13 protein-coding genes and 4 tRNA genes are annotated in these 15,522 nt (G+C 64.3%); all 17 read left to right on the top strand.

Going from position 1 to position 15,522, the window contains the following annotated elements; translation table 11 throughout:
• Positions 1-294: 294 nt before the first annotated feature.
• The 17 genes from JV551A3_RS30650 (at position 295) to JV551A3_RS10895 (ending at position 15,319) form a co-directional block, all read left to right on the top strand.
• Positions 295-549: a hypothetical protein gene (locus tag JV551A3_RS30650; RefSeq protein ID WP_166674228.1), complete on the top strand. Its 255-nt coding sequence runs from the start codon at positions 295-297 to the stop codon at positions 547-549.
• Positions 546-1,550: an aspartate-semialdehyde dehydrogenase gene (locus JV551A3_RS10820; protein ID WP_133970769.1), complete on the top strand. Its 1,005-nt coding sequence runs from the start codon at positions 546-548 to the stop codon at positions 1,548-1,550. The genes JV551A3_RS30650 and JV551A3_RS10820 overlap by 4 nt, the downstream gene beginning before the upstream one ends.
• Positions 1,551-1,621: 71 nt before the next feature.
• Positions 1,622-4,321 (top strand): FimV/HubP family polar landmark protein, encoded by a 2,700-nt coding sequence (locus tag JV551A3_RS10825; protein WP_133970770.1) that lies wholly within the window; start codon positions 1,622-1,624, stop codon positions 4,319-4,321.
• 193 nt (positions 4,322-4,514) lie between these two features.
• Positions 4,515-5,375 carry a tRNA pseudouridine(38-40) synthase TruA gene (truA, locus tag JV551A3_RS10830; RefSeq protein WP_133970771.1) on the top strand — a complete coding sequence of 287 codons (861 nt, stop codon included), beginning with the start codon at positions 4,515-4,517 and terminating at the stop codon, positions 5,373-5,375.
• Between the two features lie 61 nt (positions 5,376-5,436).
• Positions 5,437-6,057: a phosphoribosylanthranilate isomerase gene (locus JV551A3_RS10835; protein ID WP_046617033.1), complete on the top strand. Its 621-nt coding sequence runs from the start codon at positions 5,437-5,439 to the stop codon at positions 6,055-6,057.
• Between the two features lie 222 nt (positions 6,058-6,279).
• A complete protein-coding gene (gene accD, locus JV551A3_RS10840) occupies positions 6,280-7,173 on the top strand; it encodes an acetyl-CoA carboxylase, carboxyltransferase subunit beta (protein WP_013971609.1) in 894 nt (297 codons plus the stop codon).
• Positions 7,173-8,480 carry a bifunctional tetrahydrofolate synthase/dihydrofolate synthase gene (folC, locus tag JV551A3_RS10845; protein ID WP_133970772.1) on the top strand — a complete coding sequence of 436 codons (1,308 nt, stop codon included), beginning with the start codon at positions 7,173-7,175 and terminating at the stop codon, positions 8,478-8,480. Before accD ends, folC begins: the two co-directional genes overlap by 1 nt.
• Positions 8,464-9,126: an SPOR domain-containing protein gene (locus tag JV551A3_RS10850; protein WP_133978679.1), complete on the top strand. Its 663-nt coding sequence runs from the start codon at positions 8,464-8,466 to the stop codon at positions 9,124-9,126. The genes folC and JV551A3_RS10850 overlap by 17 nt, the downstream gene beginning before the upstream one ends.
• A 197-nt stretch (positions 9,127-9,323) precedes the next feature.
• Positions 9,324-9,881: a CvpA family protein gene (locus tag JV551A3_RS10855; protein ID WP_085625290.1), complete on the top strand. Its 558-nt coding sequence runs from the start codon at positions 9,324-9,326 to the stop codon at positions 9,879-9,881.
• A gap of 42 nt (positions 9,882-9,923) precedes the next feature.
• Entirely contained in the window at positions 9,924-11,429 is a 1,506-nt protein-coding gene (gene purF, locus JV551A3_RS10860) for an amidophosphoribosyltransferase (protein ID WP_085625289.1), read from the top strand.
• A 16-nt stretch (positions 11,430-11,445) separates the two neighbouring features.
• Positions 11,446-12,657 (top strand): O-succinylhomoserine sulfhydrylase, encoded by a 1,212-nt coding sequence (locus JV551A3_RS10865; protein ID WP_133970774.1) that lies wholly within the window; start codon positions 11,446-11,448, stop codon positions 12,655-12,657.
• On the top strand, positions 12,654-13,427 hold the full coding sequence (locus JV551A3_RS10870) for an SDR family oxidoreductase (RefSeq protein WP_013971614.1): 774 nt from the start codon (positions 12,654-12,656) through the stop codon (positions 13,425-13,427). The genes JV551A3_RS10865 and JV551A3_RS10870 overlap by 4 nt, the downstream gene beginning before the upstream one ends.
• Before the next feature lie 239 nt (positions 13,428-13,666).
• Positions 13,667-13,742 (top strand) — tRNA-Val (locus JV551A3_RS10875).
• A 66-nt stretch (positions 13,743-13,808) separates the two neighbouring features.
• Positions 13,809-13,885 (top strand) — tRNA-Asp (locus tag JV551A3_RS10880).
• 99 nt (positions 13,886-13,984) lie between these two features.
• A tRNA-Asp gene (locus JV551A3_RS10885) sits at positions 13,985-14,061 on the top strand.
• Positions 14,062-14,202: 141 nt separating this feature from the next.
• Positions 14,203-14,279 (top strand) — tRNA-Asp (locus tag JV551A3_RS10890).
• Positions 14,280-14,479: 200 nt separating this feature from the next.
• Positions 14,480-15,319, top strand: a complete 840-nt coding sequence (locus JV551A3_RS10895; RefSeq protein ID WP_133970775.1) for a DUF2242 domain-containing protein — start codon at positions 14,480-14,482, stop codon at positions 15,317-15,319.
• Positions 15,320-15,522: the final 203 nt, after the last annotated feature.

Genomic DNA, 15,522 nt, shown 5'->3' on the forward strand with positions numbered 1-15,522 from the left:
CCACCATTGCAAATGAATGTCTACTCGATGTGAATGCCCACAGACAAAAAGCCAAAAGCTTAAGCGGCGGTTTTGATAGGGCGAACAGTCCATTTGCGATGGCGACGCATACTCACCTTTTCGCCCTTACGGCGAGTCACTTTTTGCCAAACGCGGCAAAAAGTAACCAAAAAACGCTGCGCTCCCATCATCCGGCCCCTCCGCTACGCTACGGGGTTCCCTCGCGCCGGTCTTGCTCCCGGGAGTACGCGCTGCAGGCCCCATCCATGGGGCCTCAGCGCTTGACGGGCATCCATGCCCGTCACCTCCCTCCGCAAGACCTCTGCTCGGCCTCCTGAAGTCGCGAAGATCAAGATCAAGATCAAGATCAAGATCAAGATCAAGATCAAGATCAAGATCAAGATCAAGAGCAAGAGCAAGAGCAAGAGCAAGAGCAAGAGCAAGAGCAAGAGCAGCGCAGCTCTAGGTTTGGGCCAGCACAGACAAAACTCTACAATCCGAGTAAAGTGCCGCCCCCCGCCGTTTTCAGCAAAAGGACCCCTTCCATGACACACCCTTTGGACATCGCCGTCGTCGGCGCCACCGGCAGCGTCGGTGAAGCCCTGGTGCAGATTCTCGAAGAGCTGGATTTCCCGGTCGCCACCCTGCACCTGCTGGCCAGCATGGAATCGGCGGGCAGCAGCGTGATGTTCGCTGGCAAGAAGCTGAAGGTGCGTGAAGTGGACAGCTTTGACTTCGCCCAGGTCAAGCTGGCCTTTTTCGCCGCAGGCGCGGCAGTCAGCCGAAGCTTTGCCAGCAAGGCGCTGCAGGCAGGCTGCACGGTCATCGACCTGTCCGCGGGCCTGGACGACGCCCTGGCCCTGGTGCCCGAAGCCAACGCCGAACGCCTGGCCGGCCTGGCATTGCCAGCCCGCATCGTCAGCCCGTGCTCGGCCGCGGTTGCCCTGGCTGTTGCCCTGGCACCGCTCAAAGGCCTGCTGGATATCGAGCGGGTGCAGGTGATGGCCGCGCTGGCGGTGTCTGCACAAGGCCGTGAAGCGGTCACCGAGCTCGCCCGGCAAACCGCCGAGCTGCTCAATGCCCGGCCGCTGGAGCCGCGCTTCTTCGACCGGCAGATGGCGTTCAATATGTTGGCCCAGGTCGGCGCCGCCGATGAACAGGGCCACACGGCGCTGGAGCGCCGCCTGGTCAGCGAGCTGCGGGTGCTGCTGGGCCTGCCTGAACTGAAGATTTCCGTGAGCTGCGTTCAAGTCCCGGTGTTTTTCGGCGATAGCTTCAGTGTGGCGGTGCAGAGCCGTCGCCCGGTGGACCTGAGCGCGGTAAACCAGGCCCTCGAGGCGGCTGACAGCGTCGAGCTGGTGGGGCTCGACGATTATCCGACCCCGGTAGGCGACGCAGTGGGCCAGGACGTGGTCTATGTTGGTCGTGTACGGCACGGTGTTGATGAAGACCAGCAACTCAACCTCTGGCTGACCACCGACAACGTGCGCAAAGGCGCCGCGCTCAATGCCGTGCAAGTGGCGCAATTGTTGATTAAACACATGCCGTAAAAGATACTGGCGAGCACTATTGTCCTGCTCCGCATGCAGGTTTCAGGACGCTTTATACAAGGGAAGAGGTCATGCTTCGAATTCGCAAACTGGTTCTGGCCATGGCTGCAGCGTCGGCGCTGTCGTCGGGCATGGCGAATGCCCTGGGCCTGGGGGAGCTGACCCTCAAGTCGGCACAGAACCAGCCCCTGGACGCCGAGATCGAGCTGCTCGACGTGCGCGACCTCACCGCCGCCGAAGTGGCACCGAGCCTGGCGCCACCGGAAGAGTTCAGCAAGGCCGGGGTGGCACTGCCGACATACCTCGAAGACCTCACCTTCACGCCGGTGATCAACCCCAACGGCAAGAGCGTGCTGCGGGTTACCTCCAGCCAGCCGCTGCCTGAGCCGGTGGTAAAGTTCCTGGTCCAGGTGATGTGGCCGCAGGGCCGCCTGCTGCGTGACTACAGCGTGCTGCTCGACCAGGCCAAGGCCCAGGGCGACAAGCCTGCGGCTGGCAATGTCGCGCCAGCGGTGACCGGTGCCGGCAGCTACACCACCCAGCGCCGCGACACCTTGTGGCAGATTGCCGCGCGCCATGCACAGGGCGGTTCGATCCAGCAGACCATGATCGCGATCCAGGCGCTGAACCCTGACGCCTTCATCGGCAACAACATCAACCAGCTGAAGGTTGGCCAGGTACTGCGCCTGCCCGACCAGCAGCAGATCCAGAACATCCCGCAGGGCGAGGCGACCGCCGAGGTGGCCGAGCAGTATGCTGCCTGGCGGGAAGGCCGCCGCCTGGGCCCGCGCGCCCGCCAGCTGGACGCCACCCGTCGCGGTGCCGCCGAGGCAGCGCCGGCACGTATAGCCCAGGGCGACAACCTGCGCCTGGTCAGCCCGGGCAACCAGGCGGGTGCCGACCAGGCCAAGGCCCTCAACGACAAACTGGCGGTTGCCCAGGAAAGCCTGGACACCAGCCGTCGCGACAACGAAGAGCTCAAGAGCCGCATGGCCGACCTGCAGAGCCAGCTGGACAAGCTGCAGCGTCTGATCGAGCTGAAGAACAACCAGTTGGCCCGGCTTGAAGCCCAAGGGGCGGCTGCGCCGGCCCAACCGGTCGTCAATCCGGCGCCTGCTGCCGTCGATACCGCACCCAAGCCGGTGCCTGCCTCCGAGGCCGCACCTGCTGGCGAGCCTGGCAGCGCGGTCGACGAAATCATGGGCAACCCGCTGCTGCTCGGGCTGATTGCCGGTAGTGCCTTCCTCGTACTGCTGCTTTTGTTGCTGTTGCTGGCGCGCAAGCGCAAGGCCCAGCAGGAGGCTGAAAAGCACCTGCGCATGGCGCGGGCGCTGGAAGAAGAGCAGGGCGCAGGCTTTGACAGCGACAGCGCAAGCCTCGAAGGTGTCGAGGTCTCGGCCCCGAGCGTGACCTTGTCGCCGGCCGTGGTCGCCGCTTCGGCTGCCGCCGCTACCGCCGCGGAAAAAACATCGGTACCCGCCGTCGAAGTGCAGCCTGAGCCGCAAGCCGACCCCTACGCCGCGCTGCTGGCTGAGGTCGAGCAATGCGTGGCCGAAGGCCGCCTGAACCGCGCTACCGACCTGCTGGAGCCTGCCGTGGCCACCGCGCCGCAGCGTGACGACCTGCGTCTGAAACTGATGGATGTGTATGCGCGCCAGGGTGACCAGAGCGCGTTCGTCGAGCAGGAGCGCAAGTTGCCGGCCAGCGAGCAGAACAGTGCAGCGGTTGCCGGCCTGAAAGAGCGCTACCCGGCCATGCTCGGCCTGGCCGCTGCCGGCCTGGGCGCGGCAGCCCTGGCTGCCGAGATGGATGAGCAGTACGTGCAGGAACTGCTGCAGGATCAGCCTGAAACGCCAGTGATTGCCGACATGGCGCCCGAGCCAGAGGTGGCGGTTGAACCACAGGCCGTTGCCGAAGCGGAACCTGAGGCAGTGCTCGAGCCTGAAGTTGATCTGGATGCTGAGCTGGATGCCTTCGATGAAGTGCCGACCCTCGATGCCCCGGACGAGCAGGACCTGGACAGTGCCTTCGACCTGAGCCTGGGTGACGACCTGCCCGAGCAAGACCCGCTGGCAGCGCCGCTGCTGGACGAATCGGTAGCCCAGCAACCTGTCGTCGACGAGCCGGTGCTGGATGAGCCGGTGCTGGAAGCGGCTCAGCCGGAAGGCGAGCCGTTTGCCGTGGATGCCGAGCTGCAGGCTGACGCCGACGCCGAGTTCGAGGCCATGCTGGCTCAGGCCGAGACACAGCCCGCTGTGGACCTGTCCGACTTCGACCTCGACATCAGCGAGCCGGTTGCCCCGGCCGCCCCGGCTGCGGTCGACGAAAACCCGGTGGATGTCGCTGCCGAGCTGGCTGCCTTCGACAGCGAGCCAGCATTCGACCCGCTTTCCGAGTTCGACCTGCCGTCCGACTTCGATCTTTCGCTGTCGCTGGAGGATGATTCGCCGGCAGCCAAGAGCTTTGCCTCGGAGCTGAACGACGTCAACGCCGAACTGGACAAGCTGTCGCAGAGCCTCGAATCGCCATCGCTGGAGCCGCACTTCACCAGCGAGGACGCAGCTGCCCAGCCGGAGCCTGAGCCACTGGACGACCTGGACTTCGACTTCTTCTCTGGTAGCGACGAAGTGGCCACCAAGCTTGACCTGGCCCGCGCCTACATCGACATGGGCGACAACCAGGGCGCACGCGACATCCTCGATGAAGTGGTCAAGGATGGTGACGATAGTCAGCGTCAGGAAGCCGAGGATATGCTCTCCCGACTGGTCTGAGGTTGCCTGCACCGGCCTCTTCGCGGGTAAACCCGCTCCCACAGGTGACTCACAGGTCTGAAATCTGTGGGCTCCCTGTGGGAGCGGGTTTACCCGCGAAGAGGCCCTCAAGCGCGACACACATTCAGCGGCAGCCCTACACGGCTGCCGTTGTCGTTATAATCCCCGCCATTCCGTACACCCCACAGGTTTCATGCTCTTGGACATCATCGACACCGCCGCCGCCGAGTCTGCGGCCGAAGGCTACTCCCGCATCGCCCTGGGCGTGGAATACAAAGGCGCGCGCTACCGTGGCTGGCAGCGCCAGGCCAGTGGCGTGCCCAGTGTCCAGCAGGCCCTGGAACAGGCGTTGTCCAAGGTGGCCAACGAGCCGATCTCGGTAATCTGCGCCGGGCGCACCGACGCCGGCGTGCATGGCTGCGGGCAGATCGTGCACTTCGACACCCGCGCCGTGCGCGACGAACGCGCCTGGACCATGGGCACCAACTTCAACCTGCCCCATGACATCAGCGTGGTCTGGTCGCGGCCGATGCCCGCCGACTTCCATGCCCGCTTCAAGGCCTGCGCCCGGCGTTACCGCTACGTCATCTACAACGACCCGATCCGCCCGGCGCACCTGGCCGAGGAGGTTACCTGGAACCACCGCCCGCTGGATGTCGAGCGCATGGCCGAAGCCGCGCAGTACCTGCTCGGCACCCATGACTTCAGTGCCTTCCGCGCCAGCCAGTGCCAGGCCAAGTCGCCGATCAAGCACATCTACCATCTGCGCGTCACCCGCCATGGCCAGATGATCGTGCTGGACGTGCGGGCCACGGCTTTCCTGCACCACATGGTGCGTAACATTGCCGGTGTATTGATGGCCATCGGTGCCGGCGAGCGCCCGGTCACCTGGGCGCGCGAGGTGCTGGAGGGGCGCAACCGCCGCGAAGGCGGGGTTACGGCGCACCCGTACGGGCTCTACCTGGTGCAGGTGGAGTACCCCGAGGAATACGCGCTGCCCAAGCGTTACATCGGCCCACACTTTTTGTCCGGCTACGAGGCATTGGCCGACTGACGAGCGAAAAGTCATTTGCTAACATCCGGCCTCTCACCGTAACAAGCAGGGTTCGCTGTCCATGAGCAACGTTCGCAGCAAGATCTGCGGGATTACCCGCATCGAAGACGCACTGGCCGCTGCCGAGGCGGGGGCCGATGCCATCGGCTTCGTCTTCTATGCCAAGAGCCCGCGCGCCGTGGATGTGCGCCAGGCGCGGGCGATCATCGCCGAGCTGCCGCCGTTCGTGACCACGGTCGGGTTGTTCGTCAATGCTTCGCGCTGCGAACTGAACGAGATCCTCGAAGTGGTTCCGCTGGACCTGCTACAGTTCCACGGCGACGAAACCCCGCAGGACTGCGAAGGCTACCACCGCCCCTGGATCAAGGCCCTGCGCGTGCGCCCGGGCGACGACCTGGAGGCGGCCTGCCAGCTTTACGCTGGTGCCCGCGGCATTCTGCTGGATACCTATGTGCCGGGCGTACCCGGAGGCACCGGTGAAGCGTTCGACTGGTCGCTGGTGCCGGCGCGCCTGAGCAAGCCGATCATCCTGGCCGGCGGGCTGTCTGCCGACAATGTCGGCCAGGCCATCGCCCAGGTGCGGCCGTACGCGGTGGATGTCAGTGGCGGCGTGGAGCAAGCCAAGGGCATCAAGGACGCGGCGAAGATCGAGGCCTTCATGCGTGCGGTGAAACAGGCGTGATAGCAGATGTGACGGCTGGCTGCGCGCCATCGTCCATAGCTTTCGCAGCCCTGCGGGGCAGCCGCCTGTGCCTGTGGCGGCAAGACAACACATTAGCGGTGGGGTGGCGCGCTGGAAGTCCCGGCGGCCGGTCCATCATCGTTTCATGAAAGATTTTGAGCTCAAGGGCAGGGTAGGGCCGGCGACACCGGCCCACGCCTGCCAATACTGGAGAAAGAAAGCATGAGCAACTGGTTAGTCGACAAACTGATCCCTTCGATCATGCGTTCCGAGGTGAAGAAGAGCTCGGTGCCTGAAGGCCTGTGGCACAAGTGCCCGGCCTGCGAGGCCGTGCTGTATCGTCCGGAGCTGGAAAAGACCCTGGATGTCTGCCCCAAGTGCAACCACCACATGCGCATCGGCGCACGTGCGCGCATCGACATCTTCCTCGACGCCGACGGCCGTGCCGAGCTGGGCGCCGACCTGGAGCCGGTCGACCGCCTGAAGTTCCGTGATGGCAAGAAGTACAAGGACCGCCTGGCAGGCGCGCAGAAGCAGACTGGCGAGAAGGACGCCCTGATTTCCATGAGCGGTACCCTGATGGGCATGCCGATCGTGGTCAGCGCCTTCGAGTTCTCGTTCATGGGCGGCTCCATGGGTGCCATCGTCGGCGAGCGCTTCGTGCGCGCGGCCAACTATGCCCTGGAGCACCGCTGCCCGATGGTCTGCTTCTCCGCCTCGGGCGGTGCACGCATGCAGGAAGCGCTGATTTCGCTGATGCAGATGGCCAAGACCTCGGCCGTGCTGGCGCGCCTGCGCGAAGAAGGCATCCCGTTCATCTCGGTACTGACCGACCCTGTGTACGGTGGTGTCTCCGCCAGCCTGGCCATGCTCGGTGACGTGATCGTCGGCGAGCCGAAGGCGCTGATCGGCTTCGCCGGCCCGCGCGTGATCGAGCAGACCGTGCGCGAGAAGCTGCCGGAAGGCTTCCAGCGCAGCGAATTCCTGCTGGAGCACGGCGCCATCGATCTGATCATCTCCCGTGGCGAGCTGCGCCCGCGTCTGGCCCGCCTGCTGGCGCAGATGACCGGCCAGGAAACCCCGGAGCAAGCGCGTGAGGCGGCTGCCGTCGCGTGATGAAACAACGATCCCTGGGCGAATGGCTCGCCTACCTCGAGCAGTTGCACCCCTCGGCCATCGACATGGGCCTGGAGCGGTCGCAGCAGGTGCTGGCCCGGTTGGCGCTGGGCAAGCTGGCGCCACGCGTGGTGACGGTAACCGGCACCAACGGCAAGGGCTCGACCTGCGCCTTCGTGGCCTCGCTGCTGCGTGCCCAGGGGCTCAAGGTCGGCGTGTACAGCTCGCCGCACTTATTGCGTTACAACGAGCGGGTGCTGATCGATGGCCAAGAGGCCAGCGATGAGCGCCTGTGCGATGCCTTCGCCGCCGTCGAGGCGGCGCGGGGCGATATTTCCCTGACCTACTTCGAGATGGGTACCCTGGCCGCGTTCTGGTTGTTCCACCAGTCGCAGCTGGATGCCGTGGTGCTGGAAGTGGGCCTTGGTGGCCGTCTGGACACCGTGAACGTGGTGGATGCCGACCTGGCCCTGGTGACTAGCATCGGCGTCGATCATGTCGATTACCTGGGTGATACCCGCGAGCTGGTGGCTTTCGAGAAGGCCGGCATCTTCCGTCAGGGCAAGCCGGCACTGTGCGGTGACCTGGATCCGCCACAGCCGTTGCTGGACAGGGCTGCCGAACTGGCCGCGCCGCTGTTCCTGCGCGGGCGTGACTTCGACCTGGCCAGTGCCGATGGCAGCTGGAACTGGCGCGGTACTGCAGCGGATGGTGTGCAGGTAGAACTCCACGGCCTGCCTTTGCTCGACCTGCCCATGGAAAACGCCACGCTGGCCCTGCAGGCCTACCTGCTGATGGGCCTGCCCTGGGACGCCGCGCAGATTTGCCAGGCGTTGTTGGCTACCCGCATCACTGGCCGCCTCGACCGCCGCCTGCTGAGCTGGCAGGGCAAGCCGGTGGAGCTGTTGCTGGATGTGGGGCACAACCCGCATGCTGCGCAATATCTGGCCCGGCGCCTGGCGGCTCGGCCGCTCAAGGGGCGCCGCCTGGCGGTGTTCGGCCTGCTCGCCGACAAGGACCTGGACGGTGTTGTCGCGCCGCTGCACGGCCTGGTCGACGATTGGGCGGTGGCGCCGCTGGATACCCCGCGCAGCCGCCCGGCTGCGGAGCTGGCCGCGGCCTTGACGAACGTCGGCGCCGCGGTGAAGTCTTATGCCAGCGTCGATGCTGCCCTTGAAGGGCAGTGTGCGCAGGCAACGGCGGATGACCAGATCTTGCTGTTCGGTTCGTTTTTCTGTGTTGCCCAGGCACTGGAATGGCTGGAGCGGCACGCCCAGGAGGGTGGAGTAGATGGCAGTGCTGGATAAAGGGATGAAACAGCGCATGGTCGGTGCGTTGGTGCTGGTGGCGCTGGCGGTGATTTTCCTGCCGATGCTGTTCACCCGCGAGGACGAGATGCGTCAGGTTCGCGTCGAGGCCCCGCAGGCGCCGGCCATGCCAACCCTGCCGGAAGTGAAGGTGGAGCCGGTCGCCGTGCCGGAGCCGCAGGCTATTGCGCAAGAGCCGCAACAGCCACCGGTGGTGGTGGACGAGTCCACCGCGCCGGCGAGCACGCCCAGCCAGCCGATTACACCGTCACCTCAGACCCAGCCTCAGGTGCAGGCACAGGCGCAGCCCCAGTCGCAGCCCGCCAAGCCGCAGGCGCCCGTGGCCAAGGTCGAGCCTCAGCCGGCAGCCAAGCCGGCCGCACCGTCGAAGATCGACGTCAATGGCCTGCCGGTCAGTTGGTCCATCCAGTTGGCCAGCCTGTCCAACCGTGCCGGGGCCGAGAAACTGCAGCAAACCCTGCGTAGCCAGGGTTACAACGCCTATATCCGCTCGGCCGGTGGCATGAACCGCATTTACGTAGGGCCGCTGATCGAGCGTGCCGAGGCCGAACGCGTGCGGGACGCCATCAACCGCCAGAACAGCCTCAAGGGTTTTGTGGTGCGCTTCCAGCCTGAGCGCAGCTGATGCCTCGGGGCGGCTTTGCCGCCCATTCGCGGGTGAACCCGCTCCCACAGGGAACGCGCAATGGCAGGGTTTGCACATCTCCTGTGGGAGCGGGTTTACCCGCGAATGATCCAGCACCAATCCACCTGACATTCCGCTTACCCAACCCCCCACCGCTCTGTTAAAATGCGCCGCCTCAAACGTCTGCAGGCAGCACCGTGGCATTTACCTTGGTCGATTGGGCGATCATCGCGATCATCGCCGTCTCCACACTGATCAGTCTCAAGCGCGGCTTCGTCAAGGAAGCCTTGTCCTTGCTCATCTGGATCATTGCCGGTGCGGTTGCCTGGATGTTCGGCGGTTCGCTCTCGGTGTATCTTGAAAGCTACATCCAGACGCCGTCGATGCGTGTCATCGCCGGCTGCGCCATTCTTTTCGTCGCCACCTTGCTGGTGGGGGCCATGCTCAACTTCCTCATCGGCGAGCTGATCCGCGTGACCGGGCTGTCCGGTACCGATCGTTTCCTGGGCATGGCCTTCGGCGCCGCGCGCGGGGCCTTGCTGGTGGTGGTGGCCATCGGGCTGATCAGCCTGGGGCCGGTTCAACAGGACACCTGGTGGCAGGAATCACGCCTGATACCACAATTTCTCTTGGTCGCCGACTGGTCGAAAAACCTGATCCTGGGTTTTACCGGCCAGTGGACACCCAGTGGGCTGATCGGCACTCCAGCTGATCTTCCGTTCAAGGAACAGTTGCTCGGGCCGGCAAAGCCCTGAGCGCTATTCACTCAAGTTTCGTCAAAGTAGGGGTTGCGTCGCATGTGTGGCATCGTCGGTATCGTCGGTAAGTCGAACGTCAATCAGGCGCTGTATGACGCGCTTACGGTCCTCCAGCACCGCGGCCAGGACGCTGCCGGTATCGTGACCAGCCATGACGGCCGGTTGTTCCTGCGCAAGGATAATGGCTTGGTGCGCGACGTGTTCCAGCAGCGCCACATGCAGCGCCTGGTCGGCAGCATCGGCATCGGCCACGTGCGCTACCCGACCGCGGGCAGCTCTACCTCGGCCGAGGCCCAGCCGTTCTACGTCAACTCGCCGTACGGCATCACCCTGGCACACAACGGCAACCTGACCAACGTCGAACAGCTGGCCAAGGAGATCTACGAGTCCGACCTGCGCCACGTCAACACCAACTCCGACTCGGAAGTCCTGCTGAACGTGTTCGCCCATGAGCTGGCGGTGCGTGGCAAGCTGCAGCCGACCGAAGAAGACGTGTTCGCCGCGGTTTCCCACGTGCACAGCCGCTGCGTCGGCGGTTACGCCGTGGTGGCGATGATCACCGGCTACGGCATCGTCGGTTTCCGTGACCCCAACGGCATCCGCCCGGTGGTGTTCGGCCAGCGTCACACCGACGAAGGCGTGGAATACATGATCGCCTCGGAAAGCGTGGCCCTGGACGTGCTCGGCTTCACCCTGATCCGCGACCTGGCGCCGGGCGAAGCGGTGTACATCACCGAAGAAGGCCAGCTGTATACCAAGCAGTGCGCCGAAGCACCGAAGCTGCAGCCGTGCATCTTCGAGCATGTCTACCTGGCCCGCCCGGACTCGATCATGGATGGCGTGTCGGTGTACAAGGCCCGTCTGCGCATGGGTGAAAAACTGGCTGACAAGATCATGCGCGAGCGCCCCGAGCACGACATCGACGTGGTCATCCCGATCCCTGACACCAGCCGCACGGCGGCCCTGGAGCTGGCCAACCGCCTGGGCGTGAAGTTCCGCGAAGGTTTCGTCAAGAACCGCTACATCGGCCGTACCTTCATCATGCCTGGCCAGGCCGCGCGCAAGAAATCGGTACGCCAGAAGCTCAACGCCATCGAGCTGGAGTTCCGCGGCAAGAACGTGATGCTGGTGGACGACTCGATCGTGCGCGGCACCACCTGCAAGCAGATCATCCAGATGGCCCGCGAAGCCGGCGCCAAGAACGTCTACTTCTGTTCCGCAGCGCCTGCTGTGCGCTACCCCAACGTCTACGGCATCGACATGCCGAGTGTTCACGAACTGATCGCCCACAACCGTACCACCGAACAGGTGGCCGAGTTGATTGGCGCCGACTGGCTGGTCTACCAGGACCTGCCGGACCTGATCGACTCGGTCGGCGGCGGCAAGATCAAGATTGACCACTTCGATTGCGCGGTATTCAACGGTGAGTACGTCACCGGCGATATCGACGAAGCCTACCTTGACCGTATCGAGCAGGCTCGTAACGACCTGGCCAAGGTCAAGAACCAGGCGGTCAGCGCGATCATCGACCTCTACAACAACTGATTTCGGGAGCGACGGCATGACGGATCAATGGGATGCCGGGCGACTGGACAGTGACCTCGAGGGTGTCGGTTTCGACACCCTGGCGGTGCGCGCCGGTCAAAACCGTACACCGGAGGCCGAGCACAGCGAAGCGCTGTTCCTGACCTCCAGCTATGTGTTCCGCACGGCTGCCGACGCGGCCGCGCGCTTTGCCGGCGAAACGCCGGGCAACGTCTATTCGCGCTACACCAACCCGTCTGTGCGTGCCTTCGAGGAGCGCCTGGCGGCCATGGAAGGCGCCGAGCAGGCCGTGGGCACCTCCACCGGCATGGCGGCGATCCTTGCCGTAGTGATGTCGTTGTGCAGTGCCGGTGACCATGTGCTGGTTTCGCAGAGCGTGTTCGGCTCGACCATCAGCCTGTTCGAGAAGTACTTCAAGCGCTTTGGCGTGCAGGTGGACTATGTGCCACTGGTCGATCTCGCCGGCTGGGAAAAGGCCATCAAGTCCAATACCAAGCTGCTGATCGTCGAGTCGCCGTCCAACCCGCTGGCCGAGCTGGTCGATATCACCGCGCTCAGCGAAATCGCCCATGCCCATGGTGCCATGCTGGTGGTGGACAACTGCTTCAGCACCCCGGCGCTGCAGCAGCCTTTGAAACTGGGCGCCGACATCGTGTTCCACTCGGCCACCAAGTTCATCGACGGCCAGGGCCGCTGCATGGGTGGCGTGGTTGCCGGCCGTGCCGAGCAGATGAAAGAAGTGGTGGGCTTCCTGCGTACCGCCGGCCCGACCCTCAGCCCGTTCAACGCCTGGATCTTCACCAAGGGCCTGGAAACCTTGCGCCTGCGCATGCGTGCGCACTGCGAAAGCGCCCAGGTACTGGCCGAATGGCTGGAGCAGCAGGAGGGCGTGGAGAAGGTGCACTATGCCGGCCTGCCGAGCCACCCGCAGCACGAACTGGCCAAGCGCCAGATGAGTGGCTTTGGTGCGGTGGTCAGCTTCGAGGTCAAGGGTGGCAAAGAGGGCGCCTGGCGCTTCATCGACGCTACCCGGGTGATTTCCATCACCACCAACCTGGGTGACAGCAAGACCACCATCGCCCACCCGGCCACCACCTCCCACGGCCGCCTGACGCCGCAGGAGCGTGAAGCCGCCGGTATCCGCGACAGCCTGATCCGCGTTGCCGTGGGCCTGGAAGATGTGGCCGACCTGCAGGCCGACCTGGCGCGCGGGTTGGCTGCCCTGTGATCGAAATCCGCGGCGGTACGCCCGGCCATAACGGCCGGGTAGCCCTGGTGACCGGTGCCGCGCGCGGCATCGGCCTGGGCATTGCCGCGTGGTTGATCTGCGAAGGCTGGCAGGTGGTGCTCAGTGACCTCGATCGCCAGCGCGGCGCCAAGGCGGCCAAGGCCCTGGGCGACAATGCCTGGTTCATCACCATGGACGTTGCCGATGAGGCCCAGGTCAGCGCGGGGGTGTCCGAGGTGCTGGGGCAGTTTGGCCGCCTGGACGCGCTGGTGTGCAATGCGGCCATCGCCAACCCGCACAACCAGACCCTCGAAAGCCTGAGCCTGGCGCAGTGGAACCGGGTGCTGGCGGTCAACCTCAATGGCCCGATGCTGCTGGCCAAGCATTGTGCGCCGTACCTGCGTGCGCACAATGGGGCGATCGTCAATCTCACCTCCACCCGGGCGCGGCAGTCCGAGCCCGATACCGAGGCCTACGCGGCGAGCAAGGGCGGCCTGGTGGCCTTGACCCATGCCCTGGCCATGAGCCTGGGCCCGGAGATCCGCGTGAATGCAGTGAGCCCGGGCTGGATCGATGCCCGTGATCCGTCGCAGCGCCGTGCCGAGCCGTTGACCGAGGCGGACCATGCCCAGCACCCGACGGGCAGGGTAGGGACGGTGGAAGACGTTGCGGCCATGGTTGCCTGGCTGTTGTCTCGGCAAGCGGCGTTCGTCACCGGCCAGGAGTTCGTGGTCGATGGCGGCATGACCCGCAAGATGATCTACACCTGAGCATTCTGCATATCCTGTAGCGGCCTCTTCGCGGGTAAACCCGCTCCCACAGGTACTGCACAGGTCTTGAGAGCTGTGCAGTACCTGTGGGAGCGGGTTTACCCGCGAAGAGGCCAGCATAGACAACCACACCGCTTTTGCCTTTTTTGAAAAAAATCCAACGGGGCTATTGACTTAGCTTCGCCATCTGCGTAAATTTCGCGGCCTCAGCGAAGCAAACGCAACAAGCAACATCGCGAGGGTGATTAGCTCAGCCGGGAGAGCATCTGCCTTACAAGCAGAGGGTCGGCGGTTCGATCCCGTCATCACCCACCACTTCCTGAGATGTTCCTGGTGCTTCAGGTTTCGCAAGAAGCCGATAGCCAGAGAGGAACGCACTGCGCAGCGGTAGTTCAGTCGGTTAGAATACCGGCCTGTCACGCCGGGGGTCGCGGGTTCGAGTCCCGTCCGCTGCGCCATTTTTCAGTACAGATGGGTGCCTGGCACCGGTCTGAAGCCACAAGGTAAAACGCCTTGGGCTGATCCCAGTTTCAATCGGGCGAAAGCCTGAACGATACGCAGCGGTAGTTCAGTCGGTTAGAATACCGGCCTGTCACGCCGGGGGTCGCGGGTTCGAGTCCCGTCCGCTGCGCCATCTTCGTTTCAAGGTCCCTTGAACACCTTGAAGCAAACACAAGAGAAGCGATCATGTTATCGCTTTTTTTGTGCCTGCCCTGAGGCCATCGCGCCGAAAGGGTAGACCCAGGTTTCAATCGGGCGCAAGCCTGAATGATACGCAGCGGTAGTTCAGTCGGTTAGAATACCGGCCTGTCACGCCGGGGGTCGCGGGTTCGAGTCCCGTCCGCTGCGCCATCTTCGCCTCGAGGCCCCTTGAACGCCTCGAAGCCACGAGAAAGCGACCTTCGGGTCGCTTTTTTCGTTTTTGCGCCAGGCAATTGCCGCCGTTGACCCAGATTTACACCAACCTGACAGACTCTTCACCGATCAGCGGTTCCTGTGCCTGCCTGCTGTGTTGCACAATAGGCACCTTCTCGACTTACCCGGAATTCGCAATGACCAGATCTTCCGTCTTTGGTGCGCTCGGGCTGGCCCTGGTGCTGGCGGGCGTGACCGGTTGTTCCTCGAAAAAAGCCGCCGTCTACGAGCACGAGAATTTCGATGACTCGGGTACCTTCTCGCGCAGCTTCCCGGTGAGCGATGCCGGCTCCTGCGAGGCCGCCCGGCGCGCTTTGCTCAGCCAGGGCTACATTATCACCAGCAGTGGCGCCAACCAGGTAGTGGGCAACAAGAGCTTCCAGCAGAACAGCGAGAACCACCTGCAGATCAGCTTCAACGTCACCTGTGCGCCGGATGTGAGCGACGAGCAGCGTTCGACCATGTTCGCCAACGCCCTGCAGGACCGTTATGCGCTGAAAAAGTCCAATACCTCCGCCAGCCTGGGCGTTGGTGTACTGGGATCGGTGTCGATGCCGATCGGCTCCAGCGACGACTCGATGGTCAAGGTGGCCAGCGAGACGGTCACGGCGGCGCAGTTCTATGACCGCTATTTCGCCCTGGTGGAGAGCTATCTGCCAAAGCCCAAGCCTGAACAGCAGAGCAAGGCCAAGGTCGAGCAGCCCGCGCCAAAAGTCGAAGCGCCGGCGGCTGCCCTGGGGCTCCCGGAGCAGGCTGCGGCGGCACCTGTGGCACCGGCCCCGGTGGCGGCGCCTTTGGTTGAAGCGGCGCCCGCCCCGGCTGCCGTCACCCCAGCCAGCGAGGCAGTAGCGGCACCGGTGGTGGATGACAGCCAGGGCTCGCAACCGGTGGCCCCGCCAGCGGAGGCGGCACCTATTGAAGTACAGCAGCAAGCGCAGCCTGCCGAGGCCGCCGAGACCGCGATCCCCGCACTTTGATGGCTTGCCTGTACCGGCCTCTTCGCGGGTAAACCCGCTCCCACAGGTACTGCGCAGTTCTCGACATCTGCGCAGTACCTGTGGGAGCGGGTTTACCCGCGAAGAGGCCGGTGCAGCCAATGCACATCCCCTGTTACAGGCACGCGGTGATAACTTCCGGAACACCTGCTACGTTTACCACTCGTAGGTTCCGGTGCGTCGTT

This window comes from Pseudomonas inefficax (assembly GCF_900277125.1).
GTDB classification, from domain to species: domain Bacteria; phylum Pseudomonadota; class Gammaproteobacteria; order Pseudomonadales; family Pseudomonadaceae; genus Aquipseudomonas; species Aquipseudomonas inefficax.

What these genes read in the sequence shown, in the direction of transcription:
- JV551A3_RS30650 (WP_166674228.1), top strand. Translation starts at nt 295, where the DNA reads ATGCCCGTCACCTCCCTCCGCAAGACCTCTGCTCGGCCTCCTGAAGTC.
- JV551A3_RS10820 (WP_133970769.1), top strand. Translation starts at nt 546, where the DNA reads ATGACACACCCTTTGGACATCGCCGTCGTCGGCGCCACCGGCAGCGTC.
- JV551A3_RS10825 (WP_133970770.1), top strand. Translation starts at nt 1,622, where the DNA reads ATGCTTCGAATTCGCAAACTGGTTCTGGCCATGGCTGCAGCGTCGGCG.
- truA (WP_133970771.1), top strand. Translation starts at nt 4,515, where the DNA reads ATGCTCTTGGACATCATCGACACCGCCGCCGCCGAGTCTGCGGCCGAA.
- JV551A3_RS10835 (WP_046617033.1), top strand. Translation starts at nt 5,437, where the DNA reads ATGAGCAACGTTCGCAGCAAGATCTGCGGGATTACCCGCATCGAAGAC.
- accD (WP_013971609.1), top strand. Translation starts at nt 6,280, where the DNA reads ATGAGCAACTGGTTAGTCGACAAACTGATCCCTTCGATCATGCGTTCC.
- folC (WP_133970772.1), top strand. Translation starts at nt 7,173, where the DNA reads ATGAAACAACGATCCCTGGGCGAATGGCTCGCCTACCTCGAGCAGTTG.
- JV551A3_RS10850 (WP_133978679.1), top strand. Translation starts at nt 8,464, where the DNA reads ATGGCAGTGCTGGATAAAGGGATGAAACAGCGCATGGTCGGTGCGTTG.
- purF (WP_085625289.1), top strand. Translation starts at nt 9,924, where the DNA reads ATGTGTGGCATCGTCGGTATCGTCGGTAAGTCGAACGTCAATCAGGCG.
- JV551A3_RS10865 (WP_133970774.1), top strand. Translation starts at nt 11,446, where the DNA reads ATGACGGATCAATGGGATGCCGGGCGACTGGACAGTGACCTCGAGGGT.
- JV551A3_RS10895 (WP_133970775.1), top strand. Translation starts at nt 14,480, where the DNA reads ATGACCAGATCTTCCGTCTTTGGTGCGCTCGGGCTGGCCCTGGTGCTG.